28 protein-coding genes, 1 tRNA gene and 1 pseudogene are annotated in these 26302 nt (G+C 61.6%); 12 read left to right on the top strand and 18 right to left on the bottom strand.

What is annotated here, in order from left to right; genetic code table 11:
* Positions 1-21: 21 nt before the first annotated feature.
* From HPO_RS04980 to HPO_RS04970, 3 genes are all read left to right on the top strand, one after another.
* A complete protein-coding gene (locus HPO_RS04980; RefSeq protein ID WP_035595236.1) occupies positions 22-669 on the top strand; it encodes a redoxin domain-containing protein in 648 nt (215 codons plus the stop codon).
* 133 nt (positions 670-802) lie between these two features.
* Positions 803-1804: an alpha/beta fold hydrolase gene (locus HPO_RS04975; protein WP_199285901.1), complete on the top strand. Its 1002-nt coding sequence runs from the start codon at positions 803-805 to the stop codon at positions 1802-1804.
* Positions 1805-1895: 91 nt separating this feature from the next.
* Positions 1896-2759, top strand: a complete 864-nt coding sequence (locus HPO_RS04970) for an ion transporter (protein WP_051612304.1) — start codon at positions 1896-1898, stop codon at positions 2757-2759.
* On the opposite strand, the gene HPO_RS04965 is transcribed toward HPO_RS04970, so the two are convergent.
* The 5 genes from HPO_RS04965 to ggt all read right to left on the bottom strand — a co-directional run bounded on the left by HPO_RS04965 (position 2760) and on the right by ggt (position 8853).
* Positions 2760-4820, bottom strand: a complete 2061-nt coding sequence (locus HPO_RS04965) for a cation:proton antiporter (protein ID WP_035595234.1) — start codon at positions 4818-4820, stop codon at positions 2760-2762. It lies immediately after the preceding gene.
* Between the two features lie 76 nt (positions 4821-4896).
* On the bottom strand, positions 4897-5718 hold the full coding sequence (locus HPO_RS04960) for a ferredoxin--NADP reductase (RefSeq protein WP_035595232.1): 822 nt from the start codon (positions 5716-5718) through the stop codon (positions 4897-4899).
* Between the two features lie 90 nt (positions 5719-5808).
* Positions 5809-6345, bottom strand: a complete 537-nt coding sequence (locus HPO_RS04955; protein ID WP_051612303.1) for a rhodanese-like domain-containing protein — start codon at positions 6343-6345, stop codon at positions 5809-5811.
* 117 nt (positions 6346-6462) lie between these two features.
* A complete protein-coding gene (locus HPO_RS04950) occupies positions 6463-7050 on the bottom strand; it encodes a thymidine kinase (protein ID WP_035595230.1) in 588 nt (195 codons plus the stop codon).
* Positions 7051-7071: 21 nt separating this feature from the next.
* Positions 7072-8853: a gamma-glutamyltransferase gene (ggt, locus tag HPO_RS04945; RefSeq protein WP_035595228.1), complete on the bottom strand. Its 1782-nt coding sequence runs from the start codon at positions 8851-8853 to the stop codon at positions 7072-7074.
* 79 nt (positions 8854-8932) lie between these two features.
* On the opposite strand from ggt, the gene HPO_RS04940 reads away from it, so the two are divergent.
* The 5 genes from HPO_RS04940 to HPO_RS04920 all read left to right on the top strand — a co-directional run bounded on the left by HPO_RS04940 (position 8933) and on the right by HPO_RS04920 (position 13465).
* Complete coding sequence (locus HPO_RS04940) at positions 8933-9931, top strand: P1 family peptidase (protein WP_035595226.1); 999 nt, start codon at positions 8933-8935, stop codon at positions 9929-9931.
* Entirely contained in the window at positions 9928-11031 is a 1104-nt protein-coding gene (locus HPO_RS04935; RefSeq protein ID WP_035595224.1) for a trypsin-like serine protease, read from the top strand. Before HPO_RS04940 ends, HPO_RS04935 begins: the two co-directional genes overlap by 4 nt.
* Before the next feature lie 54 nt (positions 11032-11085).
* Positions 11086-11162, top strand: a tRNA-Arg gene (locus HPO_RS04930).
* A gap of 633 nt (positions 11163-11795) precedes the next feature.
* On the top strand, positions 11796-12737 hold the full coding sequence (locus HPO_RS04925; RefSeq protein WP_035595222.1) for an Abi family protein: 942 nt from the start codon (positions 11796-11798) through the stop codon (positions 12735-12737).
* 14 nt (positions 12738-12751) lie between these two features.
* Entirely contained in the window at positions 12752-13465 is a 714-nt protein-coding gene (locus HPO_RS04920) for a hypothetical protein (RefSeq protein WP_035595220.1), read from the top strand.
* A gap of 149 nt (positions 13466-13614) precedes the next feature.
* On the opposite strand, the gene HPO_RS19600 is transcribed toward HPO_RS04920, so the two are convergent.
* From HPO_RS19600 to HPO_RS04880, 8 genes are all read right to left on the bottom strand, one after another.
* Entirely contained in the window at positions 13615-14736 is a 1122-nt protein-coding gene (locus tag HPO_RS19600; RefSeq protein ID WP_051612302.1) for a relaxase/mobilization nuclease domain-containing protein, read from the bottom strand.
* Between the two features lie 326 nt (positions 14737-15062).
* Entirely contained in the window at positions 15063-15593 is a 531-nt protein-coding gene (locus tag HPO_RS04910; protein WP_035595218.1) for a S26 family signal peptidase, read from the bottom strand.
* Between the two features lie 59 nt (positions 15594-15652).
* Positions 15653-15976: a DUF736 domain-containing protein gene (locus HPO_RS04905; protein ID WP_035595216.1), complete on the bottom strand. Its 324-nt coding sequence runs from the start codon at positions 15974-15976 to the stop codon at positions 15653-15655.
* A 470-nt stretch (positions 15977-16446) separates the two neighbouring features.
* Positions 16447-16674 (bottom strand): toxin-antitoxin system HicB family antitoxin, encoded by a 228-nt coding sequence (locus HPO_RS04900; RefSeq protein WP_035595214.1) that lies wholly within the window; start codon positions 16672-16674, stop codon positions 16447-16449.
* A complete protein-coding gene (locus HPO_RS04895; protein ID WP_035595212.1) occupies positions 16671-17102 on the bottom strand; it encodes a putative toxin-antitoxin system toxin component, PIN family in 432 nt (143 codons plus the stop codon). The genes HPO_RS04900 and HPO_RS04895 overlap by 4 nt, the downstream gene beginning before the upstream one ends.
* 150 nt (positions 17103-17252) lie before the next feature.
* On the bottom strand, positions 17253-17501 hold the full coding sequence (locus HPO_RS04890; RefSeq protein WP_035595211.1) for a hypothetical protein: 249 nt from the start codon (positions 17499-17501) through the stop codon (positions 17253-17255).
* 1 nt (position 17502) lies between these two features.
* Positions 17503-17988, bottom strand: a complete 486-nt coding sequence (locus HPO_RS04885) for a hypothetical protein (RefSeq protein WP_051612301.1) — start codon at positions 17986-17988, stop codon at positions 17503-17505.
* A 14-nt stretch (positions 17989-18002) separates the two neighbouring features.
* Positions 18003-18581 (bottom strand): antirestriction protein ArdA, encoded by a 579-nt coding sequence (locus tag HPO_RS04880; protein ID WP_035595209.1) that lies wholly within the window; start codon positions 18579-18581, stop codon positions 18003-18005.
* A 331-nt stretch (positions 18582-18912) separates the two neighbouring features.
* On the opposite strand from HPO_RS04880, the gene HPO_RS04875 reads away from it, so the two are divergent.
* Positions 18913-20877 carry a DUF2075 domain-containing protein gene (locus HPO_RS04875; RefSeq protein WP_035595462.1) on the top strand — a complete coding sequence of 655 codons (1965 nt, stop codon included), beginning with the start codon at positions 18913-18915 and terminating at the stop codon, positions 20875-20877.
* Positions 20878-20930: 53 nt separating this feature from the next.
* On the opposite strand, the pseudogene HPO_RS21320 reads toward HPO_RS04875, so the two are convergent.
* The 3 genes and pseudogenes from HPO_RS21320 to HPO_RS04865 all read right to left on the bottom strand — a co-directional run.
* A pseudogene (locus HPO_RS21320) lies at positions 20931-21041 on the bottom strand (HipA N-terminal domain-containing protein); the annotation flags it as partial.
* On the bottom strand, positions 21041-21406 hold the full coding sequence (locus HPO_RS04870) for a helix-turn-helix domain-containing protein (RefSeq protein ID WP_035595460.1): 366 nt from the start codon (positions 21404-21406) through the stop codon (positions 21041-21043). The gene HPO_RS04870 and the pseudogene HPO_RS21320, both read right to left, overlap by 1 nt.
* Positions 21407-21778: 372 nt before the next feature.
* Positions 21779-21958 carry a hypothetical protein gene (locus tag HPO_RS04865; RefSeq protein WP_035595207.1) on the bottom strand — a complete coding sequence of 60 codons (180 nt, stop codon included), beginning with the start codon at positions 21956-21958 and terminating at the stop codon, positions 21779-21781.
* A 182-nt stretch (positions 21959-22140) separates the two neighbouring features.
* Here HPO_RS04865 and HPO_RS04860 point away from each other — a divergent pair, with 182 nt between their 5' ends.
* The 3 genes from HPO_RS04860 to HPO_RS19595 all read left to right on the top strand — a co-directional run bounded on the left by HPO_RS04860 (position 22141) and on the right by HPO_RS19595 (position 24943).
* Complete coding sequence (locus HPO_RS04860) at positions 22141-22422, top strand: helix-turn-helix transcriptional regulator (RefSeq protein ID WP_206742128.1); 282 nt, start codon at positions 22141-22143, stop codon at positions 22420-22422.
* Positions 22412-23704 carry a type II toxin-antitoxin system HipA family toxin gene (locus HPO_RS04855; protein WP_035595204.1) on the top strand — a complete coding sequence of 431 codons (1293 nt, stop codon included), beginning with the start codon at positions 22412-22414 and terminating at the stop codon, positions 23702-23704. The genes HPO_RS04860 and HPO_RS04855 overlap by 11 nt, the downstream gene beginning before the upstream one ends.
* Positions 23705-24433: 729 nt before the next feature.
* Positions 24434-24943 (top strand): Lrp/AsnC family transcriptional regulator, encoded by a 510-nt coding sequence (locus HPO_RS19595; protein ID WP_051612300.1) that lies wholly within the window; start codon positions 24434-24436, stop codon positions 24941-24943.
* Positions 24944-25126: 183 nt separating this feature from the next.
* Here HPO_RS19595 and HPO_RS04840 read toward each other — a convergent pair whose 3' ends face one another.
* Both HPO_RS04840 and HPO_RS04835 read right to left on the bottom strand, forming a co-directional pair.
* Positions 25127-25561, bottom strand: coding sequence for a type II toxin-antitoxin system VapC family toxin (locus HPO_RS04840; RefSeq protein ID WP_035595202.1), 435 nt, complete (start codon positions 25559-25561; stop codon positions 25127-25129).
* Positions 25558-25812 carry a FitA-like ribbon-helix-helix domain-containing protein gene (locus tag HPO_RS04835; protein WP_035595201.1) on the bottom strand — a complete coding sequence of 85 codons (255 nt, stop codon included), beginning with the start codon at positions 25810-25812 and terminating at the stop codon, positions 25558-25560. Before HPO_RS04835 ends, HPO_RS04840 begins: the two co-directional genes overlap by 4 nt.
* Between the last annotated feature and the right edge of the window lie 490 nt (positions 25813-26302).

Raw genomic sequence — 26302 nt, 5'->3', positions numbered from 1 at the left:
TATTCGAGACAGGAGACGACGATGATACTTTCCCGCCGCCACTTGAGCCTCGCCGCCGGCATGGCCGCTGCGGTAGCCCTCACCGCCGGAGCGCTGATCGCCTCGACCGCGGAAGCCGCCCCCAGCGCGGATGTGGGCAGCTCCGCCCCGGCCTTTACCGGCACCACCTCCAATGGCGAAACTGTCTCTCTGGCAGACTTTGCCGGCAAGACCGTCGTGCTCGAATGGACCAATGATGGCTGCCCCTTCGTGAAGAAGCATTACGCCACCCCGCCGGCCAACATGCAGTCGCTGCAGGCTTCGGCCGCCACCGATGATATTGTCTGGCTGACGGTGATCTCCTCCCGGCCGGGCTCGCAGGGCCATGTCTCGCCGGAGCAGGCGAATGAGCTGTCCACGTCGCGCGGGGCTGCCCCGGCGCATGTGATCCTGGACGAGAGCGGCGACATCGGCCGCCTCTATGGCGCCAAGACCACGCCGCACATGTATATCGTCACGCCTGAGGGCAAGCTCGTCTATGACGGCGCGATCGACTCGATCCCCTCAGCCAGGGTCGATGACATTGCCAAGGCTGACAATTACGTCACCGCGGCGCTGGCCGATCTTGGCGCGGGCAAGCCGGTCGCCACCCCCACCACCAAGCCCTATGGCTGCGCCGTAAAATACTGACGGGCAGCGCCATCTGGGCTGACAAGGGCCGGCGGGGAAACCTGCCGGCCCTTTCCGTTTGGCCTCTGACGTTGCGAAAGGGTTGCCGCCTGCCGGATATCGCTTCAAAACCTGACGGCTGGAGGAGGCGCCGATGACCCGAGACAAGAACCCCATCGTCAGGGACCAGCCTGCGGAGATGCCGTCGGAAGGCGGGCCCCTGGCCGAATATGGCGGCGCGCTGCCACCGGCCCCGGCCTGGTTCCGCGAAGCCGTCGCGGCGCCCTACGAGATGGGCAAGGTCACCGTGAAGGGCGCTGAAGTCACCTTCCAGCGCTGGGGTAAGCGCGGGGCGCCGGGCCTGTTGTTCGTGCACGGAAATGGCGCCCATGCCCATTGGTGGGATTTCGTCGCGCCGTATTTCGCCGGGCATTACAATGTTGCTGCACTGACATTCTCCGGCATGGGCGACAGCGCGTGGCGGGATGCCTATGACATGGACACATTCTCCGATGAGCAAGTGGCTGTGGCCGAGGCGGCCGGCCTGTTCGATGCGCCGAGGAAGCCGGTCATCATCGCCCACTCCTTCGGCGGCTTTGTTACCCTGGTAACCGGCGCCCGGCATGGCAGCCGGTTTGAGGGCATGGTGATCGTTGACAGCCCGGTCAATCCGCCCGAACGCCCGCGGGACGGGCCCTCCCGTGCCAGCCGTCCGCATAAGGTCTATCCCGATCTTGCCGCCGCGCTTGCCCGGTTCCGCCTGGCGCCGCCACAGCTCTGCGAGAACCATTATGCGATGGACTATATCGCCCGCTGGAGCCTGAAGCGCGCCGAGGGCGGCTGGACCTGGAAATTCGATCCGATGATCTGGACCCGGTTTGAACCGGGGCTGGATCCGGCCGAGATGCTGAAGGCCGCCCAGTGCCGCATCGCCATCATCCGGGGCGAGGAAAGCGCGCTGATGCCGGATGATGTGGGCGACTATATGCGCGGACTTCTGGGCCATCAGGTGCCGTTCGTGTCGGTGCCCCATGCCCGCCACCATGTGATGCTGGACCAGCCGGTCGCGTTCATCTCTACCCTGCGCATGCTGCTGGCCGAATGGGACCATTCCGATCCGCACCGCAGCGTGGACGGGCAGGGCGCGGGCGTCTGAGGCCTCCGGCCTGCCTGTCTTGATCCTTTAACTTGATCGCCCGGCGTCAGAGGCTAAGGCTTGCCGCCGCAAAGCTTGGGAGACGGGGACAATGCCAAAAGCGACACTGGACGAGACAACGCACTATTCGGGCGCAGAGGCTTTCATCGAGCGGTCTGCCGTGCGCAGCACGATCATGACGCTGATCGTCCTCAATGCGATCGTGCTGGGTGTGCTTACCTATTCAGAGGCGTTGCCGGGCTGGCTCGTCGCGGGGCTGAATTTCTTCGATACGGTGGTGACGCTGATCTTCGTGGCGGAGATCCTGTTCAAGCTGTTCGTCTACAGGCTGCAATTCTTCAAGCTCGGCTGGAACTGGTTTGACTTCATCGTGGTGGGCGTATCGCTGATCCCTGGCGGGTCGGCCTTTACGGTGCTGCGCGCCTTGCGGGTGCTGCGCCTGTTGCGGCTTCTGCATTTCATCCCGACCATGAAGCGCATCACCGAGGCGCTGCTGACAGCGCTCCCCGGCATGGGCGCCATCCTCGCGATCCTGGGCCTTGTTTTTTACGTCAGCGTGGTGATGGCGACCTATCTGTTCAGCGGATCGCAGAACACGGAGAATTTCAGTACATTGACCGCCTCGTCGCTGACCATGTTCGAAGTGCTCACCATGGAAGGCTGGAACGGCCATATGCGCGATCTGCTGGATGAATATCCGTGGGCCTGGGCGTTCTTCATCCCGTTCATCCTGTTCACCGTCTGGGCGATCCTCAACCTTTTCACGGCGGTGATCGTCGATTCGCTGCAGGAAGGCGCCATCGAGAAAGTTCTCGATGCGGAGGGGAAGATCAGCGACGAGCTTGAAGCGCAGGAAACCCTGGAGGCCAAGCGTCACCGGGAACTGTTGCGGCTGATAGCCGACCTGCGCGCCGAGGTTCAGGAGCTGAAAGCGGGCAGGGGCGGGACAGGCTGATCAACGGTCGGGGATTGCAGGAATATACCCGCCCGGCAGGCTGGCGGGACGGGTTTCATCCACCCTTTCCGGTTCGGCCGGATAGTAGAGGACAACGCTTACCTTGGGCAGCGCCTGAACGATCCGGGCATGCAGCGCAATGTCGCCAGGTGACCAGGCAAGGCCGCCCCGGCGAACGCCATACACCATAACGAGGTCTTCCATGTTAGCGAGTTTGGAAAGCGTGGGGATAAGCTTGCCCCATTTTTTCACTGGATGGAATTTCACGTCCTCGAAGATCGCGCCGTCCTCGAAATAGGTGGCGAAGGTAACCGCCGCGTCCCGCTCAGTAACGATGCTCACCTGCGCCCCGATCTGCGAGGCCAGGCGCTTGATGGTGTGCATGGCCTCATAGAAGCTCTCTTCATGCTCGGCATGGGGCGGTAGCACCAGAAGGATGCGCCCGAGCGTCTTCAGCGGCGTTTGTATGCGGGAGACGAAGAGGTTGAATGTCACCTTCCCAAGCAGCTGGTTTATCAGTGAGCCGCGCAGGAGCTCGTGGGTCGAGCCCGTTTCGGGCCAGCCGACGATGAGATCGGTCGCCTGGGTCCGCTGCATTACAGAAATGAGGCCGGAGCCAACATTCACGGCATGGGTCAAATGCGGCTCGGTGGGTACTTCGGCAGCCGAGAACTGGGAGCTAATGGCCTGCAGTTCCAGCCGTGCCGATTGATCCGCAGCGGGATTACGGGAGAGGTTTGACAGAACACGCACGGGGCTGACTGGATCTGAATGGCCATTGTCGCGCAGCAGGATGGCAAGGTCGATCACGCGGTGGCCGGGCTGGCTGTTGGCGCAGGCGACAACAATATGCTGGCGGGCGTTCACATCGACCTTTTCCACCACCACCGCTTCGGCCAGTGCCAGAGCGCGGCCATACCGCTGCACCACGATGGGCGCAAGGATGCAGGTAACGAAGATCATCATGATCGCGCCATTGACGACCTTCTCGTCAAACAGGCCCAGGTCGAATCCCACCATGGTCGCCGCCAGCGTCGCAGCAGCCTGCGGAACCGACAGAGCGAAGATGACATGTGCTTGGTCGTTGTTGTAGCCAAGCAGGCGGCCGGAGGCGTGGGCCGCGATCCATTTGGAGGCGATGACCACACCCACCATCGTCAGTGCCACCAGCCAGGCATCAAACCCGCCCAGGAAGATGCGCGTGTCGAGCAGCATGCCCACCGACAGGAGGAAGAAGGGAACGAAGATTGCCTCGCCGGTAAAGTTGATCCGGTTCATCAGTGTGCCGTGATGCGGGATCAACCGGTTGAGGGCAAGGCCGGCCAGGAAGGCGCCCACTATCGGTTCAGATCCGGCCCAATGCGCTGTCGCCGAAATCGCAAACACGACGGCCAGGACGAAAGCAAATTCTGATACACCGTCTCGGGCAATGTTACGGAAGAACCAGCGCGCAATGATCGGCAGTAGGAAAAGAATGCCGGCAACATAGAAGGCAAGGCCCAGCGCCATCTGCGTCCAGAAAGCTTCGCTGGCTTCACCGCGCGTCATAGCGGCAATGACAGCCAAGACCAGTAGCGCGAGGGAATCGGTGATGATCGTTCCGCCTACGGCTGTTGTCACCGCCGGATTCCGCGCGATGCCGAGGCGGCTGGCAATGGGATAGGTCAGCAATGTGTGGGAGGCAAAGGTGCTGGCCAGCAAAATCGCCGCCATCCAGTTGAAACCGAGCAGATAGCGTGCCGCGAGCAGGCCGATTGTCATCGGTACAGAAAATGTCAGCAGGCCGAAAACGAGTGTATGCGCCTTCGACTTGTTGAGAACGGCAAGGTCCACCTCAAGCGCGGCGGTGAACATGATGTAGAGCAGGCCGACCGTGCCGAAGAGAATAAAGGACGTATCCCGCTCCAATAATCCGATGCCATTGGGGCCAAGCAATGCGCCGGCGATCAGCAGGCCGATCATGCCAGGAAGCCGCCAGCGGCCAAGCACGATGGGCGCCAGCAGGATCAAGGCGGCAACGATCGCAAAGATCATCACCGGATCTTTGACCGTCAGGTCCATTGCGCTCTCCAGCCGTTCACCCAAGCAGCCCGCTTATGCGGCACTGCAGCATAATCGGCTACGCTGGACAACAGTTTCAGCCCGCGAAGGCTTTCTCGATGACGAATTCAGCCGGGGCGGCGTTGGAGCCTTCGGTGAGGCCGGCCTTCAACATAAGGGCCTTCACGTCCTGGATCATCTCCATCGAGCCGCAGATCATGGCCCGGTCGGTTGCCGGGGCCAGCGGCGGCACGCCGAGATCGGCAAACAGCTTGCCATTCTCGATCAGCGTGGTGATCCGGCCCATATGCTCATGATGCTGGCGCGTGGTGGAGGTGAAGAGCTTCAGCTTGCCGCCCACCATCTCGCCCACCAGGGGATCGGCGCTGAGGCTGTCGATCAGCGTGCGGGAATACGTCAGCTCGTTCACATCCCGGCAGGTATGGGTGACGATCACTTCCTCATACCGCTCATAGGTGTCAGGGTCACGCACCAGGCTGGCGAAAGGGGCAAAGCCCGTGCCGGTCGAGAACATGTAGAGACGCTTGCCGGGCGTGAGCGCATCGAGCACCAGCGTGCCGGTCGGCTTGCGGCCGAGCAGAACCTTGTCGCCCGGCTGGATTTTCTGCAGGCGCGAGGTCAGCGGACCATCGGGCACCTTGATGGAGTAGAATTCCAGTTCCTCATCCCAGGCAGGGGAGGCGATGGAATAGGCGCGCAGCAGCGGTTTGCCGTCTTCCTTGGGCAGGCCGATCATCACGAATTCGCCCGAGCGGAAGCGGAAGCTCTGCGGGCGCGTCAGCCGGAACCGGAACAGCCGGTCGGTGTAATGCTCCACCGAGAGAACCGTTTCTTCGGTCGGGCCGTTCGGATTGACTTTGACAGGCGCTGCCTGGCCTGCGGATGCATCGGCGCTCATGCCCCAGGATCTCCGTTGTCTCTTGTTCGGGCGTCAGTTGACGCGGGCGCGGGGCAAATGCAATGCGTCAGATGAACGGTTTAGTTTTGCTCAACCTTCGGGGCCGGCCCAATTCATGCGCGGATCGCTGAAACTGTAGGCCCCGTCGAGCTCATAGAGGTTCTGATAGCCATAGCCGTAAAGGTTTACATAGGTCGCAATATTGAGCGCCAATGGCGCCCGTTTGAGCATTACGGGAGCAACATTGTCGGTGAAATTGTTGTTGCAGTAGATCAGGATGCGGCGGTCCTTGCTGCCGATGACTTTGGCCAGCTTCTCCTCGGTGAAGTCGGCAAAGTTGAGGTTTACGGCCCCTTCGATATGGCCGAGGGCGAAGGCTTCTGCGCTGCGAGCATCGATCACCAGCGTGCCGGGTTCAGCGCGCATGTCGTTGAACGTCTCAATCTGAACCAGCCGGGCCTGGCGGTGAGGCGCCGCTTCGGCGGTCAGCGCCTGAAACCCGGCATAGTCGATCTGGCCGGGGGCTTCCTGCGCGTCTGCCATCATGCCGAGTAAGATGAAGCCGCCGCTCAGCAGCAGCGCCGCCGCCAGCGTGGGCAGGTGAATGCGGGCAGGTTGTGTCGGCATGGCGACCCCTCCTCTTCTTCAGGCGCGGTCGTCAGCGTGGGTGCTGCTTGCGGCTGAAATATGTGTGGGCCGGGGCAATCATGCGAATTCTGTGCCGGTTTTCGGGCCGGCTGCGGCTCAGCTTTCGGGCGTGCGGCCCATCCGTTCTTCCCAATGGCGGCGGCAGACGGAGAGATAGGTCGCCTTGCCGATGGAAATCTGTTCGCCTTCGGTCAGGGCCTTGCCGTCCGGGCCGAGGCGCACCACCATCGTGGCCTTGCGGCCGCATTCACAGATCGTGCGCACTTCGCGCAGCTCGTCGGCAATCGCCAGCAGGGCGGAGGAGCCCTCGAACAGCTCGCCCCGGAAGTCGGTGCGCAGGCCATAGGTCAGCACCGGCACACCGAAATGATCGGCCACCCGCGCCAGCTGCCACACCTGGTCCCGCGTCAGGAACTGCGCCTCGTCCACGAAGATTGCGTCGATCGGGTGAACGTCCCTCTGTGTCCGCACGAGGCCGAACAGATCTGTTTCCGCCGTATACAGAACGGCTTCGGCAGAGATGCCGATCCGTGAACTGATATGGCCGTCATCGGCGTCGCGGTAGAGCGCCGATGTCATCAGCAGAACCTCCATCCCCCGCTCGCGGTAGTTATACGCCGCTTGCAGGAGGATGGTGGATTTGCCGGCATTCATGGCGGCGTAGGAAAAGTAGAGTTTCGCCATGGCAGGTCTGCAGATGTTGGATCAGCGCAGCGACAGGGCGACGCCTTCGCGGCGGGGGTCTGCCCCGCCCTCAAGGCCCTTGTCGCGCACGACGATCAGGTGAAGGCCGGAGTTTTCGCCGGTGCGTTCTTCCACCGTGTACCCCATGGTGCGCAGGGCTTCAGCCGCTTCCAGGCCGCCTTCAATGTCCACCTCGACGGCCACCGTATCCCCGCGCGCGATGATGTTGGGCAGGGCGGCGGCTTCCTGGGCGGTCTTGCCCCACTCCAGCACGCCCACCAGGGTCTTGGACACATAGGCGATGATCGAATTGCCGCCCGGCGAACCGGTCACCATGAAGAGATCGCCGCCCTCATCGAAAACGAGGGTAGGGGACATGGACGAACGCGGACGTTTTCCGGCGGCAACGGCATTGGCAACCGGCTTGCCCCCTTTTTCCGGGATCAGCGAGAAATCGGTCAGCTCATTGTTCAGCAGGAAACCGCCCGCCATGCGGGAGGAGCCGAAAGCGGCTTCGACCGTGGCGGTCATCGAGACAGCATTGCCCTCAAGGTCGATGATCGAGATATGCGTCGTGCCGGCGCCGGGGGTGGTGGGGTCTTCCCCCCACATCGGGCGCAGCGGATCCCCGCCCAGCACGACACCCGGATCGCCGGGGAAGGATTTGGCGTCGGGCGCAAAGGCTTCCTTGGCGCGCGCCTTGATATAGTCCGGGTTGATCAGGTCTTCGGTGGGCACGGGCACATGGTCGGCATCGGCCACATAATGGTCGCGGTCAGCATAGCCCAGGCGCTGGGCATCCACGAAGGCCTTGAGGAACAGGCTCTCATCGGCGTTCACCGTCGCGGCGGGCTTGAGGTATTCGTAGAGGCCCAGGATCAGGTTCTGGGCAACACCGCCCGAACTCGGCGGGGGCGCCGAGCAGATCTTGTAGCCCGACTGCAACGTTCCGCACACGGCCGAGCGAACCTTAACTTCGTAATTGGCAAGGTCATCCAGCGTCATGTCGCCGCCATCGGGGCCTTCATTGACGGCGGTGACGATCTCGGAGGCAAGCGCTCCGCGATAGAAGGCGTCCGGGCCTTCATTGGCCACGGCGGCGAGGGTTGCCGCATAGGCCGCGTTGGTGCGGCGGAAGCCGGCGGGCAGCGGCTGGCCATCGGGATAGAAATAGGCCGCCGTAACCGGATTGTCGTCCAGCCGGATCACTGCGCGCAGGCGCTCGGATGCGATCACTTCGGCCAGGCGCGGTGACACCTCGAAGCCTTCCTCGGCAAGCTCAATGGCGGGCTGGAACACGCTCGCCCAGTTCGCGCGCCCGGCCGCGTCATGCGCCGTCTTGTAGAGCGCGATCTGGCCAGGTACGCCCACTGAGCGGCCAGACTGCCAGGCGGTGAGGAAGTCCATCGGCTTGCCATCCTTGACGAACCAGTCCGGGCCGGCGGCGGCAGGCGCTGTCTCGCGGCCATCAAACACGGTGATCTCGTCGCGGGCGCGGTCATAATAGACCATGAAGGCGCCTCCGCCGATGCCGGAGCTTTGCGGCTCCACCAGGCCCAGAACAGCGTGGACAGCAATCGCTGCGTCTATCGCATTGCCGCCCTCGCTCAGCACCCGGATGCCGGCTTCAACCGCCCGCGGATCAGCCGCCGCCACCATCGCGCCCTTGGTCCAGGACATATCGCCCAGCGCCTCGGCATCGCTGCCGGAAACAGGAGCGATGCTCGCTGCGGGCGGGGCCTTCGCCGCCGGGGCGCAGGCGGCCAGCAGCAGGACAGCGGTGAGGGCGGTGAGATGGCGCATAGATCGTCCCTTTCTTGGCGCGGGGCTCCACTCCCTCTAAGGACTGAGGGCGAAGCAGAAACGTAGCAGGGCACATAGCATGGCAAGACCGGGTTTGCGCAACCTCATTACCGATGTTGAAGGCATATCTGTCGGCCAGGCCGAAGATGCCGGGAGCGTCACCGGCGTGTCCGTAATTGTCCCGGATTGTCCGGCTCTTGGCGCCGTCTGTGTCGCGGGGGGCGGGCCGGGGACACGTGAAAGTGACGTATTGGCCGCAGGCCGTCTCGTTTTTGACAGTGTCGACGCGATCTGCCTTTCGGGCGGCTCCGCCTTCGGGCTGGCGGCGGCGGATGGCGTGATGGCGGGCCTGAAGGCGCAGGGCAGGGGCTTTGCGCTGGTGCCAAGGCCCGGCGTGCCCGCCACGCCCATCGTGCCCGCCGCCATCCTCTATGACCTCGCCAATGGCGGCAACAAGGACTGGGGCGACACAGCCCCCTATGCGCGCCTCGGCCGGCAAGCCTTTGACGCGGCAGGGGAAAGCTTTGTTCTCGGCCCGGCGGGCGCCGGCTATGGCGCCGCCGCAGGGTTGGCGCCGGGCGGCACCGGGTCGGCCAGCATCGTCACGCATGACGGCCTGACGGTGGGCGCGCTGGCTGCGGTCAACAGTTTCGGGTCGGTCCGGATGCCCGGCTCCGCCGCCTTCTGGGCCTGGCCCTTTGAAATCTCTGGAGAGTTCGGCGGCGCCCGCCCCGAACCCGGCTTCGCCTTCGACCCGGAAGACTGGGGCGCCGCCAAGGCCGATCCCAGCCCCCGCGAGAATACCACCCTGGCCTGCATCGCAATCGACGCGGCCGTCACCCATGACGAACTCCAGCGCATCGCCCAGATGGCCCTTGCCGGCATGGCCCGTGCCATCCGCCCCGTCTTTGCCCCCACAGATGGCGACGTCATCTTCGTGATCTCCACCCGGAAGCGGGAAGCCGGAGGCAGCCGGCCGCTGGCGATTGCCCGTCTCGGCGAACTCGCCGCCAGCACGCTCGCCCGCGCCATCGCTCGTGGTGTATATGAGTCTGAACGGCAGGAGGGACGGCCATGAACAGATATCTCAAACTGGCGGTGGGGACCGCCTTATTCACCACGCTCGCAGGCTGTATGGTGGCCGGGCGCGACGCGGACATCGCTGACTGGCCGGGGATGGCCTCGGTGCAGACCGTGTCGGGCGCCACGATCTATCATGAATGCGGCGCCACCCTGATCTCGCCGGAATGGGCGCTGACGGCGGCCCACTGCGTCGAGAATGTCCGCATCGAAACCAATGGCCGCGCCGCACAGTATCTGGAGGGAGACAATGGCCAGTTGAGCCGCTTCGGCACGCTGGCCGTGGCCGCAGGGCTGGGTGATCTGACGGTCGTGCCGAAGGACACCGTTTTTGCCGTTCGCGAAGTGGTCATTCACCCGGAATACCAGTCTTCAGCGCCAGAAAAGGGCAACGACCTTGCGCTGCTTCGCCTTGCAGGCCGCTGGACAGGGCCAACGATGGCACTCGACGGGCTGACGGGAACCGCCGGCGACCTGATGCAGCCCTATGCCGACATTGTCGCTGCAGGCTACGGCAAGGTGGGCGAAACGGCGCAGGGGCAGGAGGGGGTCGCCCGTGGTGGCCGGCATGTACGCGCGCCGTCGCTGATCCTGCAGGAAGGATATGTGCCTGTGGTCGATACGGGCGTCTGCAACAGCCAGATCCGGGACCGTATCAATGAGGCAGGACTTGCGGCGGTTTACCCGGATGTCTCGATAGACCCCGTCACCCAGCTCTGCGCCGGAATTGGCGGCTCCGACGCCTGCCAGGGCGATAGCGGCGGGCCGCTGGTGCTGCGCGGCGCGTCCGGCGCGCCGGTTCAGGCGGGAATTGTCAGCTGGGGCATGGGCTGCGCGCGCCCCGAAAGCCCGGGGGTCTACATGCGGGTTGCCGCCTTCGCGCCCTGGGTCAGCGCGGTGACCGGGCTGCCTTTGCCGGCAGAGCCATCTGTTTCCCAAGCAGTTTCCGAAGAGGCCGCCCCGGTTCTGGAGGAGGCTGCAGCAGAGGAAACGCCGCCGGCGCCTGCAGAGACGGCGGCAGAAGGCGGCGAAGAAGCCCCCGCCGGACCGGCCGAAGAAATACCCCCTGAAGAGACTGCACAAGATACCGGCAATTGAGGCTTGCAAGGTCGCAAACCCGCCTGTATGTGTCCCGCTTCTTCAAGTGGCCAAGCACCCGTAGCTCAGCTGGATAGAGCACCAGACTACGAATCTGGGGGTCAGGAGTTCGAATCTCTTCGGGTGCACCACTGAAATCAAGGACTTACGAGCCTTGGGTGTCAGCAAAAAATCTCAAAAATAGCTCTGGGTCCCACTGGGGTCCCAACTGATAGCCTGTTTCGCGGCGTTTCGCCGCGTAAGGTAGAGTTAAGCACGACATTGGGCCCGCAGTCCGCATCCGGGTCGGACATTGTCATGCGGCCAAGTCTGGAGCCCGGATGAAATGCGCAGGCTGAGCGTCGCGCTTGATGAGTTGGAAATAAGGCGCGCCGAAAGCCTGGATTGCGATCATCCGTATGCTTGATCTTTTCGGCGCCGGCTAAGCCGAGATCGAGCAACTTATCGGTACTCTCACATGCGTGCGCCTGCTGAAGCAGTCCAACGACCCCGAGGTTCAGTGTCGAGCCGGTCGAAGTCGCATGGGCCTTTTGAACCGGTCGGAATGCAAATCAGAAGAGCCATCTGGTAGAAACTGAGGAATCGGGTGACTATGTTACGTTTACAGGACACGGGTCGCGTTAAGTGATAAAGCCAACTTGTCTTTTTCAAAAAATGCGTCTGACGCATATAAAAGTTGACTCGTGCAACCGTTTTGGTTACTTAGGAAGTAATATGGCCGGCCCCTCTGCATTCGTGTACGGGTCGGCTTTCTACGTTCTGGGATGAGGTATCAGAAGCCCTTCCTGTCGATTGCGCAGCAGATCGTGCAGCTCGAACAACGTGGCCTTGAGATCGGCGACCGGCTACTGGCAACCCGCGCCCTGGAGCAGATAGGATACTATCGGCTGAGTGCCTACTGGTACGCGTTCCGGGAAATCAGGGAGCATCGCCGCACCGATGCTTTTCTGGCTGGGGCCAGGCTGCAGGATGCGGTCTCCCTCTACATCTTTGATAAGAAGCTGCGCCTGCTGGTGCTCGACGCCATTGAGCGGATCGAGATCAGTCTGCGAACGGATATCGCCCTCACAGTCGGTGTCCATGGCGGATGGGCGCATAGGGATGCCCGTTTTGTGCATCCTCGCTTCAACAAGCCAAACCGTCGGGGTCAGATACCTTTTCAGGAATGGATGTCGCGTTTGGACAAATGCGAGAGTCGCTCCCGCGATGAATTTGTCACCCATTTCCGGACCAAATACACGACCGAGCGGTTTTTGCCGGTTTGGATGTCCGTCGAAGTCTGGGAACTGGGACTGCTGTCGCACTTCCTGGGCGGCATGCGTCACGGTGATATCACCGACATCAGCCAGCGATATGGCCTGTCGGATGCTAAGCTTCTGCCCTCCTGGACCCGCACCTTTACATTCGTCCGCAATGTCTGCGCGCACCATGGCCGTCTCTGGAACCGGGCAATGGTCGATCAGCCAGCCTTCCCGCGAGCCGGGGCCATCGCAGACTTTGACCATGTCGTTGTGAGCCGTCCGTCTCAGGAGCGTCTGTACGGGACATTGGTCATTCTGAACTATCTCGTCCGTCAGCTGAATGGCGGGACAGAGTGGCACCTGCGTGTCAGGGAATTGCTGAATAGCTTTCCGGATTCTCCGTTGCTCAGCCTGAACTCAGCAGGGTTTCCTCAAGGATGGCAACAGGAAGCGATTTGGAACTAAGGTGCGTGAGCAGAATGTCTGACAAAGAAAATGATGCTCTGGACAGGAATACCAGAGATGTTTTGGCCGCCGTGGCGAAGGGGGCGGTCGGAGCTGTGCCTTTCGTGGGCGGCATTCTTGGTGAAATCATATCCGAAGTTATTCCGGGCCAGAGACAGGATCGCCTGGTCAAATATTTACGCTTGCTGGAACAGCGATTGAGCCAGCTTGAGCAGGACAAGATTGATCGGGCTATAGGCGATCCTGAGCGGATTGATCTGTTCGAGCGGGGAGCCCATCAGGCAGTGCGCGCGACAACGGACGAACGCATTGCTCAAATAGTAGAGATTGTGTTCAACGGCATGTCGCGCGATGACGCGGATATTGTTCGCCGCAAAAGGCTCGCGGGCCTTTTGGACCAGTTGGACAACGATGAGATTGGTATTTTGAACGCTTATGGCCAAAGCTATGGCAGCGGCAAGTCAGATCCTTGGACTGAAATTCCACGACCTGCTCCAGTGAATATGAAGTCGACCACCAGCGAAATCGACGATGACGCTTTGTTCAATCTTGGAAAAGAAAACCTACTCAGGTTGGGGCTGCTTCGGCGGAATTTTGGTACGGTGAAAAAGGGGGAATATCCGCCGTTCGACGCAAACTCTGGTGGCTTCAAGTCCAGGATGGAAATCTCTTATCTGGGCAGATTGCTATTGCGGGAAATTGGGTTGCCATCTCCGATCGATACCTGAAATCAGAAAGGCGGCGTGCTGTACAAAAGCGATGTTCCTTAGTTTCAGCTTCGAGCTTTAAACGGGACAGGTGCTTCTGTGATCGCGAGTGCCGGTGAGGAACAGGATAATGAAGGTTGGGACGAACGATGAGGTCCAACTTTCGAAATTTATCGTTCCAGACTGCCCTTCGACAACCCGCGTGCCAACCGCTCACGCTCCGCCTGCTGCGCAACCTGCCGCTGAGCCATCAGCTGTTTCCGGATATCAAGGTGGAGCTCCATCGCCTTGAGGCGATCCTGCCAGCCGGTCTCGAACTGCAGCTTGCCCCGCCGGACTTCGCGGGCGAGCCCCAGCCGGAGCAGTTCCTTCGCTCGGGCCCGCAGGGCGGCTGAGAGATGGGGATCGTTGCCCGGGCCCTGCAGACGGCCCAAATGGATCATCCGGCCTTCTGACATCCGGGCCTCGAGCATCCGGTCGAGGCGCGTCGGCCTGTGGCGGGTGACTTCCCGGTCCAGTGCCTCGCGTTCCTGTTCCGGAGTGCGGCGCCCGAGCCAATCGGTCGCCACATCCCGGGCGATCTCCCGCAACCGGTGACGGATGAAGTCGCGCGGCAGGATCAGGTCCTGCCCATTGGCCCGGCGTCCCCGCAAGATGATGTGGGTGTGGGCGTGGCCGGTATCATGGTGATTGACGGCGACCCAGGAGAAACGCGTGCCGAGTTCGGCTTCCGCCCGGGCCATGACTTCCCGCGTATAGCCTGTCAGGTCGCGGAGCCTTTCGCCTTCTTCCGGGGCGAGGATGATCCGGAAATGCCGCTTGTCGGATTTTGCCCAGGCCTCTGCCCGCGTCCCGCCATCGATCCCTTCAGCGTCCCGGTCATAGAAGACGCTTTCAGGCGGCCCGCCGCGGGCGAGATAGTCCGCATGCGCGCGGGCGCCTGCCACTGGGGGCTCGATCTCCAGGGCAGGGGTCTCGGCGCCCTGTGTCAGATCCTCCCGGCTCGCCGCATCCCGTGCCAGATAGCGGGTGTGTGCCTTCAGGGCGCTGGCCCCGCCCCGGGCATGGTCGAAGTAATGCACTTTAACTGTTGCCCGCTGGCGCAGGTCGGAGACCGCCTCACCGCGGCGGGTGACTTTCGCATGGCGCGTGATCGGTGCGCGCTGAGCGAGGCGGCGCGACAGGGGCGCTGGGGCAGAGGTCCCGCCGTCAGCACCCGGCCCGCTTCCGAACCGGCCCTCAAGCCTGTCCGCGTCCAACGGCCGTGCAAGGCGCGAGAGCGGCCCCAGCAAGGCTCTCGCCCCACTCGCCGGTTGCGCGAGTTTCGAAAAGCTCAGGGGTCGGTCAGATCCGCTGGTTTTCATCGGCGACTCCTTTCAATACTGTCAGGGTAAGGCTCGCGGTATACGGAACGAAACGCAGGCTGTGGTACGGCCTGCGCCGCAGCCTGCGGCCTGCAAAAAACCTCTGCGCCGTCAGGCGTCTTGCGCGGCCTGCAGGCTGCGCCTTTATCTTGCCCTCTTATTCTTTTCCGGTGCTCCATAACGGGGAGCCTACCATCTTCCGGCCTCTCGCGATTCCGGTTTCATCCGTGGGGAGAAGAGGCGGCGTCGCCTGATCAGGGAACCGGCTGCCAGGGACCGGTGAGATCGGCCCGCTGAGAGACACCCCAATACCGCCCGTCAAAGCTGCCGGGATGATCGCCAAGCAAGAACACTTCATCGTCTTCAAGCGTCACGCAGCCGTTCCAGGAGGGCAGCGGATCGCCCGCCGGATCTGTCTCCGCCCGCTCCGCAATCGCGACGTTATTGATGCGGATCTTGCGGCCTTCTGCGCAAACGGTATCTCCCTCTACGGCGGCGATACGCTTCAGGAACCGGTCGCCGGCATCGGTGAAGTTCCGACGGGCGGCATATTCAGGGGCCGCATCGACGGACCGGATCGTTACAATGACGCCAAGTACGAGTTCGCCTTCGGTGCGGACATAGAAGCCCGTCGGCAGGGACGCGGACGGATTGTAGAGGATTAGTTCCTGCGGCCGCAGCACAGCCAGGCCGATCCCGGTCATCATCACGGCCAGGAGGAGGAGGTTCACGCGGGAGAGCCTGAGCGCTGCCATCAGGGCAGCGGCAAGCAAATCCCGGGCCATCGACGTGAAACCGCCCCGGAGAGATCCCCGGGGCGGCTCGCTGAGACTTGAGAGGCTGCCTAGTCGCGGGGGTTCCAGAGGATCACCTGGCGGCCCGTCTTGCCCTTGACCGGGGCGAGGCTGGCGAAGATCTTCCGGGGACCGATCTGAGGGTCTGCCAGCATGATCGAGACGTATTCGCGACCTGACTGCTTGGCCTTGCGCATCCAGCCGCCGCCGATTTCGGTGCGGGCTTCGCCGGCGAGGATCCGGTAGTCGGGCTGGCCGTCGTTCTCCTTGTCTGTGTTCTTCTCGATACGGATGGCGGCCGAGAAGGTCATCATGGCAAGGCTGCCTTCGAAGCCGGTGCTGGTTTTGGTGACATATCCGAGTACGTTGGCCATGGGGGTCTCCTGTTCGTTTCCTTGGCTGTCATCCGGGAACCCTTTGTTCCCGTCGACGCCGGACCGAAAGGACGCCCTCGCGCCGGGCCAGAACCTGTGAGGGCGCAGCGCAGCGGAGCACCTGACAGGCGGAGAATTTTGGACCGCGGGGAATGCGCCATCCGGCGCAGGGGAAAATTCTTCGCGGGGAAGGTTTCAGGCCCGGCGCAGGGCGTCCAGGTCAAACGGCAAGAGACGGAAAACAAGGGGGCCGCACAGGACAGTTTCCGGAAACATATGAGGCCCCCGCCCTGGCAGTCGCCGAGGTGTCGTTGAAAGTTGCAGCCTGGTCCAAAAGTCGTCCGTGCAATGGGTATATATGGCGCGCGTCAGCGGGCGACCTGCAGAAAAGCCGAGGCAATGGCCTGCGCCCCGGCCAGGCAGGGTTGACGTTCGCAGTTCGACGTTCGCGGCGTCTGGCTCATCCAACGCTAGCTGGGCTTGCCGAATTGCTGGTCCAGCTTGTCGAGAAGGCTGAGGCCCTTTGCCGTGTCGCCGCGCGCGGCGCGCACGCGGAAGCGCAGTTCGGTGTCGAATTCCGTCACCGCGCGTGTGGCGAACTCCTCGAACAGCTTGTTGAGGCTGATCCCACGGTGCTCGGCAAGCGCGCGCAGGCGCTCATGCTGATCGTCCGGAAGCCTGATTGTCAGAACACTCATGTTGATTTCCTTTCTTTCAGATAGGTACCCGCATCGCAGATCGTGAGACCCGGAAACAATAATTCGGCCTGTTTGAAGTCAGCGAGATTTGCGGTGATGACGGCTATGGCCGCAGAAGCGACCGCCAGTTCGATCACATGGTTGTCAGCCTCATCCGGCAGATTGGGCCGCCACAGGAAATGTATCCTCACCCATTCGCTGACGCTGAGCAGGGCATCGAACAAGGCGCCTCGCTCTGCGGCATCGAGAGGGCAGCGCGCGAACAGACTTTCACGTGCCAGAACATCTTCGTACTCGGTGAAGAGCGCGGCCGAAAAGACGGGCTGAACCTCCCGTCGCAAAGCCAGGCGGAGCACCTCTCTGGGCGCGCCGTTCCGGTTCAGCAGGGCCGAAACAAAGATGTTTGTATCGATTACAATCCGATCCATCAGGGAGTTTTGATAGCATATATGCAGTCAACTTTCAAGCGGGGTGGCTCCGGGTTCGCTGAGCCGGCGCGCGGAGACCCGGGGGCAGACATCATGGCGACGGGTGCCGGGAGGTGGGCCCTGCCGGGTTGCGACGGGGCAATCACCTTTTCAGAACGGAAACAGGGCCTGCGGCGCGAGCGCCAGGCCGAGCTGCCAGGGCGGCAGGGTCCACCGGATCGGCACGAAGGGCGCGCCGAAATAGTCACGGCCAGCGTCGGCCGAGCTGGCGCCGAGATCGAAGTCCCGGATGATGATCCGGGGGCATCGGCGCTCCACCCAGAGGGCGGTGACAAAGCCCTGCTCGATATCAAGTGTCAGGGTGGGCCTCGGGCCGAGCAGTCGGTCGAACAGGTCCATGTCAGCTCTCCCTGTGTTTGCCGGCGAGGACATCCGGGGCCAATGTCGCAAGGCGGGCCAGCACCTCCCGGGCGGCGGCAAGCGCCTCCGGAAGGAGTTTTCCGGCCACCTCCGTGAGAGAGCTGTTGTCCGTCTCCGGATAATTGGCCTCAATACCCCAGAGGCTCGCCGCATGGGGCGCAAGCTCCACCCCGTCCAGCGAGACCGATAGGACAATCCCGCAATAGAACCACTCGCCTTTACGCCAGCCTTCCATGATGGCTTCGGCTTCCGCCTGCGCCCTGGCGAAGCGGGCGCGGAAATTATTCCCGGGACCGATGAACCCCGGCGCGTCCTTGTAGAGCGAGGGCCAGAACCCGTCCTGACGCTGGTCTGGCGGATCGGGGCAATCATCCGGGATGATCCGGGCCGAGACGGTGAAGCCCTCAATCTCGCAGGTGATAACGTCGCCGGGGCAGACAAAGGAAGCAAAGCCTTCCGTAAACATGGCGGCGCCCTCCCTTACCGCGACCAGAAGATATGGACTTCATCGAAGCCCGTCTGGAAGACGAGGATTTCGCCATTCAGTGCCATGTCGCGGGCAAGGGCCTGCCAGTCGATATAGTATTCGAGCGATTGCGGGATCTGTGTGCCTGTTTCGCGGATAACCTCCTCGGCAAATTCAGCAGCGGTCTTGTACGGGCCGGCATAGTCGTCAAAGGCGGCCCGGGTCTCATCGAGGCGCCCACCAAAATGGTCATAGAGTTTTGCGCCCAGGCGACCATGTTCTGCGAGGAAGCTCGCCAGATCGCAGACTGTGTCAAAGTCTGCGTATTCGGAAAGGCTGATGTCTTCGAAGCCTTCCTGGTCGTGGATAGCCCACTCCTCAGCGCCGGGGACAGGGCTCTCAGCGAGCATGGCGGTGAGTTCGCCTCGGATTTCGTCGGGCGTGGTCACATCGATCCAGCGTCCGTGCAGGATGCCGCTATTGTAGGCGGCCAAGCAGGCGACGTAGAGGCGCGGGCGCTGCGTCGGGGGCGCGTCGCCGCTTCCGGTCACCTCGCGCGTTTCGGGGGCATGGGTGTGGGTGGGCTTGGTCATATCAGTCTCCTTCGCCGTCTCGTTCCTGACCGCAGAAGGCGGTGGCGGGCGGCGGGATCGGCGCAGGGCCGGGGCGCATGAGGCGGCGCGCAAGGGGATGCTGTAGGTAAGAGGCCGGCAGACGTTCAGCGACAATAAAGCCCCCGCCCCCTTGCGGGCCGACCGCGCTCCGGCAAAGGCGCCATCCGCCCGCTACCGGCTTTGAGGATCAGAGATGTTGGGGGAGGCTGGTCTTGTCCTTGGCATCAAACATCCGCCTCGAACTGGGCGCTCAGAGGCGCCGGTCGATTTGCGACTTGTCAGGAGGCGCGACTTAATCTGTAACCCGCCGGTGCTTCAAACATCATACTATCATGCGCCTTTAGCGACTTTTCTGACCACGCCGCGGGACACGATCCTGGGCGAGCTCAGCCGGTCGCATCATTTTGCGCTCGAAGGCACGCAGCGCGACGCGTGGCTGGTTCAGATTGATTTGCTGCAGCAAGCCTTGGCAGGGCTGGACTCTGGGACGATCTTCTTTGAGTTTGCGATACCGCGCATGGGAAAGCGGGCCGATGTCGTCTTGCTTCTGGCCGGCATAGTGTTTGTGATCGAATTTAAAGTCGGCTCTGACACCTTCGACCGGGCAGCCATCGATCAGGTGCATGACTATGCGCTTGATCTAAAAAACTTCCACCGTGGCTCTCATGACGTGCCCATCCTCCCCATACTGATCGCAACACGGGCGGGCAATGTTGGTCCTGTCGATATTCAGTGGGCAGTCGATCAAGTCGCTGCCCCGATATGTTGCGCGCATGACCATCTGCTTCCCGTCATTGAAGCGGCTCTCGGTAACGCCGTGCCTCGCGTTCTGGAGGCTGCGGCATGGGCAGTGTCTGGCTATCTGCCGACCCCCACCATTATAGAGGCGGCACAAGCGCTCTATCAGGACCATGCGGTCGAGGAGATTGCACGCTCTGATGCCGGCGCTAAAAATCTCAATACGACGACGGCATGTATTCGCGCTGTTATCCAAGACGCACGGGCGTCTCGGTCAAAGACCATTTGCTTTGTCACAGGGGTCCCGGGCTCAGGCAAAACCTTAGCGGGCTTAAACATTGCCACGGCCAGTGTTCAGCAAGACGACGCGGAGAAGGCGGTCTTCTTGTCGGGCAATGGCCCGCTCGTAACGGTGTTGCGAGAAGCGCTCGCGCGCGATCAGTGCGCGCGCACCGGGTGCAAAAAACAAGATGCGGCACGGGAAGTTGCGAGCTTTGTTCAAAACATCCACCATTTTCGCGATGAAGCGCTCAGGGACCTAAACGCCCCGCCCGAACGGATCGTTATCTTCGATGAGGCCCAACGCGCATGGGACAGAGATCAAGCGTCGAAATTTATGCAGGCCAAGCGCGGTCAGGTAGGGTTTGATCAGTCAGAGCCTGAGTTTCTGATCAGCGTGATGGATCGCCACGAAGATTGGTGCGTCATCATTTGCCTTGTGGGCGGCGGACAAGAGATCAATACCGGCGAAGCAGGATTGTCCGAATGGATGTCGGCGCTGCGCGTGCACTATCCAAACTGGCGCGTCCATCTCTCAGACCGTCTGAGCGATCCCCATTATGGTTTGCAGGCGTCGGCGGAAGCGTTGACGGCAAATGAGCAGGTCACCTGGCAACCTGATTTGCATCTCGGGGTCGCGATGCGCTCCTTTCGGGCTGAGGCTCTCTCCGAGTTTGTCGGACATCTCTTAGACAATCGCGCAGACTTGGCCGCGCAGGCCTATACTAAGATCCAGGATCGCTACCCGATCGTGCTGACCCGGAATATTGACGAAGCGCGCGCATGGCTACGCCAACAGGCGCGCGGGAGTGAGCGGTATGGGATTATGGCTTCTTCCGGCGCGCTGCGGCTGCGGCCTGAAGGCCTGAACGTCCGGGCAAAGATAGATCCTGCCAATTGGTTCCTAAACGGGCCCGATGATGTTCGCTCCGCGTTTTATCTGGAGGAGGTCGCCACAGAATTCGACGTGCAAGGACTAGAAGTCGATTGGGCCTGTGTCAGCTGGGATGGGGACCTTCGCTATCAGAAGGATGCCTGGACCGCGCACGCCTTCAAAGGAACAAACTGGCAGAAGGTGAATGCACCGGAGCGTCAAACATATTTGCGCAATGCCTACCGCGTTATTCTGACCCGCGCGCGCCAAGGCATGGTCATTTTTGTACCCGAAGGGGAAGCGTTGGACCGCACCCGGCCCCCGGCATTTTATGATCAAACGTTCCAATTCCTCCAGGCCTGCGGCTTAGTATGCCTTTCGTGATGTCCGCCGATATGCGCATTTCCGCAGCGAACAGAGTATCCATTTAAACGGCCCGGATCATAGGTAAAGGTCGAAAACTGCCGTGGACCCGTCCGTGTAAAGCGGAGTTGGCCGACCGCAACAAGGCCTTCGCCCAGGGCAACGCGCGCGCTTTGCTCCGCCATCAGAACGCGGCTCCGTCAGGGTCCGTCGCCGAGAGCTTTTTGTGTGCCCCTGACTTGGCTTTGCCCGCCGATCTGCGCGGGCGCGCGCGCTGCGGAGTCTGTTGATCTGTCAGGGCGAGGCCAAGCTCGTCATGACGCAGGTCGAGCAGATCGCTTAGGCGGGCTATCAGCCCCAGCACGACCAAGACGTCGGCAAGCGTACCGATGCCAACCCCCCGATCTCCTTTTTCCAGCCGTCCGATGGTGTTCGGGGACGTGCCGGCGCGCCCAGCCAGGTCAGCCGCCGTAATCCGCCGCCGGATACGGGCAGCACGCACATCCCGCCCCAACTGGGCCAGGGCAGATCCCGATTTTGGAGAACTCACAATAATCACCCAAATTTAGTGCTATAAAGCCGTTAAAGCGCCATATATGATAAACTATTAGAAATTGCAGATAATATGACCATTTTCGCGAAAGTGGTCATAAATCCGTGCGCAGCGCAGCTGCCTGCCAGTACCCGCACGAGGCGTGCCGGACCGCCTTCAGCCTGGGAGCGCCCCCTATTGCGCTAGATGGGCGGGCGGAAATGGCGCGTCTCGCTTTCCCTTCCCGGACAGGCTATCCGCGGAAGCGGCGGCAGCGCGCATAGGTATTCCCTTGCAGCCCGGGCCCGTCCGAAGAGGGGCGTTCGGCCGTGCTCAAGGCAACGCCTGTCAGGGCGGGGCAATAAGGTCGGATAACGGCTCAAGGCCCGGCTAAGCGTTATCCAGAACTTCCTGAGCGCCATTTTCAATGCGTGTGGTGGTTCGCTCAATGGCAATCGCGAAGTGGCGCTGGAGATCAATTTGCAGACCTTCGGCCATATCTGCGACCAGCCCCGCAAAGGTTTTGTGCCCCGGCCGGGCCAGCCGCGCGCGGTGAGGCGCCTTGCTCATTGTGTGAAAAATCAGGCATGCATTCTACGTAAAGTGTGTTTTGCTTCCCGTCTTGTTCAATACAAAATGTTGCATTAAGCGAACATGAACCTATTTGGTGCTCGATAAAGCGAACATTAGGGCGTCTTATGGCAAAGCAACAGCGTGTATATTCGGCCACCGCGAGAGAAGCGCTTGTTCTGATGGGCAAGCAAATTCAGCTTGCGCGCAAACGGCGTCAGATTTCTGCCGCCGAGCTGGCGGAGCGGATCGGAATTGCGCGTTCCACGCTCTGGCGCATCGAGCAGGGAGAGCCGGGGGTTGAGATTGGCCTTGTCTTCGAGGCCGCCGTCCTGACGGGGGTGCCGCTATTTGTGGAGGCGCCGGGCCGGCTGGCCGCCCAGATTGACCGCGTCGACGACAAGCTGGCACTCCTGCCAGCCTCCGTTCGGAACACAAGCAAGGATGTGAAGGATGACTTCTGAGCGTCCCCAGCCTGACGAAGCCTATGTCTGGATCTGCCTTCCAGGCGCCACGGAGCCGATCGTCGCGGGGCGGATCGAGAAGCGAGGGGAGATCTTCGTCTTTAACTACGGACGCTCCTATCTCGCGCGGGGCGATGCTATTCCAATCTATCGGGAGGAGCTGCCCCTGGAAGCGGGCGTCATCGCGCCACACCCGCCGCTGTCGATCGCAAATTGCCTACGCGATGGCGCTCCCGATGCCTGGGGCCGCCGCGTTATTGTCAACCGTCTGACTGGTAGCAAAGGCACTGAAGCGGCTACCGTCGAGTTTGATGAACTCACCTATCTTCTGGAATCAGGGTCCGATCGGATCGGAGCCCTGGACTTTCAGGCCAGCCCAACGGATTACGCGCCGCGACGCGGAGGCGAAGCGACACTGGCCGAGCTTCAGGCATCGGCAGAGAAAGTACTTGCGGGTGAACCCCTGCATCCCGAGCTCGACCAGGCGCTTCATCATGGCAGCTCTATCGGCGGCGCGCGGCCCAAAGCCCTCCTTACAGATGGGACGAGAAAGCTGATCGCAAAATTTTCAACATCCTCGGACACCTTCAACGTGGTAAAGGCAGAGTTCATAGCCATGCGCCTGGCGAGGGCCTGCCAGATCAATGCCGCCGGAGTGGCGCTCGCGCAGGCGTCAGGCAAGGATATCATCCTGGTGGAGCGGTTCGACCGTCAGCGTTCCGGTACTGGCTGGACGCGCCGGGCAATGGTTTCTGCCCTGACGCTTTTCGGGCTGGATGAAGTCGCCGCGCGCCACGCGTCCTATGAAGAACTGGCGCACCGTATCCGGAGTGAGTTTTCCAGCCCGCGCGATACGCTAAGGGAGCTCTACAAGCGGGTTGTGTTCAATGTGCTTGTGGGCAACACGGACGATCACGCGCGCAACCATGCTGCCTTTTGGAATGGTCAGACGCTGAGCCTGACACCCGCCTATGATATCTGTCCGCAGCCACGCACAGCGCGTGAGGTGAACCAGGCAATGAAGATCTCAGGTAACGCTGGCGATAGCCGTCTGGCAACCGTTCTGCACCTCGCGCCAGCATGTCATCTCTCGGAGGATGATGCGTGCGACATTATCAGGATGCAGGTAGGTGCCATCTCTTCGGGTTGGAGGGGTGTCTGCAACGAAGCCCGCCTTTCAGAAGTTGATGAAAAGTATTTATGGCGTAGGCAGTTCCTGCACCCTTATGCCTTCGACAGCCTTCCGGATGCCTTGTCGGATCTTCGGAAATGGGCCGACTAGTTTCATGTCTGATAACGACCGGCTGGGGTATCTGGAAGAAAATGCGTGTGCGGATCTTTGTGAGAGAGTCCGCCTCTATGCGTCAAAGCTGATGACTGATCGCACTGCAAAGATACTTTATTGTTGAATGGCCAGATCGCCAAGGGAGGCTGCCTTTGCGACTTGATGGCGAAGGATGGGATCTGTGCCGGGCTCTGGAGAGCGCAGGCGCAACCGAACGGATCATGATCAGAAGTCGACAGAGCCGCGCCAGTTGGTAACCTTCTTCCGGAAGCGCTGAACGGACTGAAAGATGTGCGGCGCATAAAGCCCGTTGCGCAAGCAAATCAGATCAACATCAAAAATAGGGCATAACACAACCAAAAATAGGGCGTATAAATGCCAAAAAAGGGGCGCCAGTGGCTGCATGCCGGTTCTTCCCGGAAAAACCTTGTCCTCCGGGTGCATGCCACGGACCCTGCCTGAATTGGTCGAGGTCAGTTCGCATCCTGTTCATATTAGGCAGGCTTGATCTTCCTGCAAAGCATCAAGGACAACTTCGTCATTTGCATCAGCCGCAGAAACATACGCGGATATCATACTTCCTGAAGGATCAGGATTCCACCTTTGGCGAGCATTAAGATTCCCGTTTAGGTTTTAGTTAAGTTCCCACTGATAGGGTTTCCAGAACGGATACAACTGCCGACAGACGTTCCGATGACTCCAGATGACCACAACCGGGGAGCGACGTTGCCGCTTCCGCCACTCTATGCGCCTTCCGGGGCCAGACTTGACGGGATTGACCTCAAGATCCTCCGCCTCCTGCAGACCGGCGCGCGCGCCTCGATCCAGGACATTGCCCGGCGCATCGAGCTTTCCCACAGCGGAACGCTCCATCGTCTGCGGCGCCTTGAAGAGTCCGGCGCGGTGGTGCGCTATATGGCCGAGCTCGATCCTTCCATCTTCGAGGCCTGGCCGGTTACGTGGATTGACCTCGCCCTCACGCGCAGCCCGGCTGACAAGCGCGAACGCTTTGAGCAGGCGATTGCCGAGGCGCCGGAAGTCATGGAAGCCATCGAGATAATCGGGGAGTTTGATCTCTCGCTCAGGGCCGCGCTCCGCCATGCTTCCGACTGGCCGGTCCTGCGGGCGTCCCTCGATCCGCAGGCAGAGTTCATTGACCGGGCGCGGATCCGGCCGGTCGCGCGCATCGTCAAACGCAGCGTCCCGCATCCTCTTCTCGAAGGTGATTGCCGCTGATGGCGATGGGATGCGGACCGGGAGTTGGTCCTGTTGCCTATCGATATTCTTGAGGGCTTCCTGCTGCGTTCGCCGGAATCTGGCCTGAGGTTCCAGGCGGCATTCCCGCCGATCAGGGCCGATGCGGATCAAGTCCTGTGCGGTGCTGCGCGCCGTTGCCGGCAAGAGTTCATCAGGCGGAGTTCAGGCAACAATCCCTGGCCCTGCGGTCCAGGGATTTATGATACGAAGGCCAGCTGCGGCGAAGGCGCTGCCGTCGCGCGTGGCGACACTGAAGTTCCGGGCCGATGCGATTGCTGCAATGTAGCCGTCCGGGGTCGGAAAGCCGCGTCCGGCAGCGCGGGCAGCTACCGCGATGTCGGCGTAGCGCGCCGCTGCGTCAAAGTCGAACGCCAGGATCCGGCCGGCAAAAAGGTCAAGCAGCCCATCGATCGCGCGAATAAGCCGCTCCTTGCGTTTTCCGCCCTGAAGCGCGCCAGCTCCGAACTTCAGTTCGGCAACAGTGATGCTGGTCAGAAACAGCGTCTCTGCCGCTTGTGAATCAAGCCAGTCTCGCACGCGAGCATCCGGTTCGGGCTTCATCCCTTCCGAAACCACGTTTGTATCCAGGATAATCATTCGAAACGCATAGGATCAGCGGGCCTGGAGTCGCGTGCCTGCTCCAGTGCTTCGACGTCTTCATTTGTCAGCCCGGCATTCCGGCTGATTTCAAGCAGAGCGGTTCCCAGACGAAGGCGCCCGGCAGGGCGCAGGACCGCTTCGAGGATGGCTCTCATTTCGGCTTCGGCACTCCGATTGTGCTGGGCGGCGCGCAATTTGAGCGCGCGATGCACTTCTTCCGGCAAATTTCGGATGGTGACGGCAACCATGACAGCAATCTCCGATTTATGATAGCATAGATATCAATATACGAAATATGATATCAGATATCAAGTTCGCGAAACCTGCTTTCCGCGCTGCCCGGGGATTGCATCGGATTTCTGCCGGAACGAGCCGTACGGGAAAGGCCAGCGGCATGGCAAGCTGAAGCGTATTCTCAGTCCGCTGGCGCAAAATGCAGATCCCAGGACAGGCGCGGCTCCAGACGCTTGCCCGGCACTCCCTCAGCGATTATTCCACGCTCGCGCGAATTCCCCCACACGGCCTCCGTCTGAAATCGCACCGAGGCCAGAAGCCGCACTTCAAGCGAATTTCTCCCTATATCCGCCAGCGGATGAAGAGAATCGCGAGCAGGCCGGCCCCGCACCACGTATCCCGCCAGATAACGCCCCTTCGTCCCGCCGGGCGGTTTTCGCGCAAAAGGCGTCAGCGCTGGCGATCCTCGCCTGATTTCGCGGTGATGCCCCCGGAAAGCCCGGG

It is taken from the genome of Hyphomonas polymorpha PS728, assembly GCF_000685315.1.
GTDB classification, from domain to species: Bacteria; Pseudomonadota; Alphaproteobacteria; order Caulobacterales; family Hyphomonadaceae; genus Hyphomonas; species Hyphomonas polymorpha.
Note: the sequence above shows the minus strand (reverse complement) of the source record. Positions and strands in the feature narration are given on the sequence as shown.

Coding starts and splice junctions, on each gene's coding strand:
- HPO_RS04965 (WP_035595234.1), bottom strand. CDS start 4,820: ATGGACCTGACGGTCAAAGATCCGGTGATGATCTTTGCGATCGTTGCC.
- HPO_RS04895 (WP_035595212.1), bottom strand. CDS start 17,102: ATGGATCGGATTGTAATCGATACAAACATCTTTGTTTCGGCCCTGCTG.
- HPO_RS04960 (WP_035595232.1), bottom strand. CDS start 5,718: ATGAGCGCCGATGCATCCGCAGGCCAGGCAGCGCCTGTCAAAGTCAAT.
- HPO_RS04980 (WP_035595236.1), top strand. CDS start 22: ATGATACTTTCCCGCCGCCACTTGAGCCTCGCCGCCGGCATGGCCGCT.
- ggt (WP_035595228.1), bottom strand. CDS start 8,853: ATGCGCCATCTCACCGCCCTCACCGCTGTCCTGCTGCTGGCCGCCTGC.
- HPO_RS04890 (WP_035595211.1), bottom strand. CDS start 17,501: ATGGACCTGTTCGACCGACTGCTCGGCCCGAGGCCCACCCTGACACTT.
- HPO_RS04835 (WP_035595201.1), bottom strand. CDS start 25,812: ATGGTTGCCGTCACCATCCGAAATTTGCCGGAAGAAGTGCATCGCGCG.
- HPO_RS04865 (WP_035595207.1), bottom strand. CDS start 21,958: ATGAGCAAGGCGCCTCACCGCGCGCGGCTGGCCCGGCCGGGGCACAAA.
- HPO_RS04910 (WP_035595218.1), bottom strand. CDS start 15,593: ATGGCCCGGGATTTGCTTGCCGCTGCCCTGATGGCAGCGCTCAGGCTC.
- HPO_RS04925 (WP_035595222.1), top strand. CDS start 11,796: ATGAGGTATCAGAAGCCCTTCCTGTCGATTGCGCAGCAGATCGTGCAG.
- HPO_RS04955 (WP_051612303.1), bottom strand. CDS start 6,345: ATGCCGACACAACCTGCCCGCATTCACCTGCCCACGCTGGCGGCGGCG.
- HPO_RS04970 (WP_051612304.1), top strand. CDS start 1,896: ATGCCAAAAGCGACACTGGACGAGACAACGCACTATTCGGGCGCAGAG.
- HPO_RS04975 (WP_199285901.1), top strand. CDS start 803: ATGACCCGAGACAAGAACCCCATCGTCAGGGACCAGCCTGCGGAGATG.
- HPO_RS04840 (WP_035595202.1), bottom strand. CDS start 25,561: ATGATTATCCTGGATACAAACGTGGTTTCGGAAGGGATGAAGCCCGAA.
- HPO_RS04905 (WP_035595216.1), bottom strand. CDS start 15,976: ATGGCCAACGTACTCGGATATGTCACCAAAACCAGCACCGGCTTCGAA.
- HPO_RS04920 (WP_035595220.1), top strand. CDS start 12,752: ATGTCTGACAAAGAAAATGATGCTCTGGACAGGAATACCAGAGATGTT.
- HPO_RS04935 (WP_035595224.1), top strand. CDS start 9,928: ATGAACAGATATCTCAAACTGGCGGTGGGGACCGCCTTATTCACCACG.
- HPO_RS04860 (WP_206742128.1), top strand. CDS start 22,141: ATGGGCAAGCAAATTCAGCTTGCGCGCAAACGGCGTCAGATTTCTGCC.
- HPO_RS04855 (WP_035595204.1), top strand. CDS start 22,412: ATGACTTCTGAGCGTCCCCAGCCTGACGAAGCCTATGTCTGGATCTGC.
- HPO_RS04940 (WP_035595226.1), top strand. CDS start 8,933: ATGGCAAGACCGGGTTTGCGCAACCTCATTACCGATGTTGAAGGCATA.
- HPO_RS04885 (WP_051612301.1), bottom strand. CDS start 17,988: ATGTTTACGGAAGGCTTTGCTTCCTTTGTCTGCCCCGGCGACGTTATC.
- HPO_RS04880 (WP_035595209.1), bottom strand. CDS start 18,581: ATGACCAAGCCCACCCACACCCATGCCCCCGAAACGCGCGAGGTGACC.
- HPO_RS04950 (WP_035595230.1), bottom strand. CDS start 7,050: ATGGCGAAACTCTACTTTTCCTACGCCGCCATGAATGCCGGCAAATCC.
- HPO_RS04900 (WP_035595214.1), bottom strand. CDS start 16,674: ATGAGTGTTCTGACAATCAGGCTTCCGGACGATCAGCATGAGCGCCTG.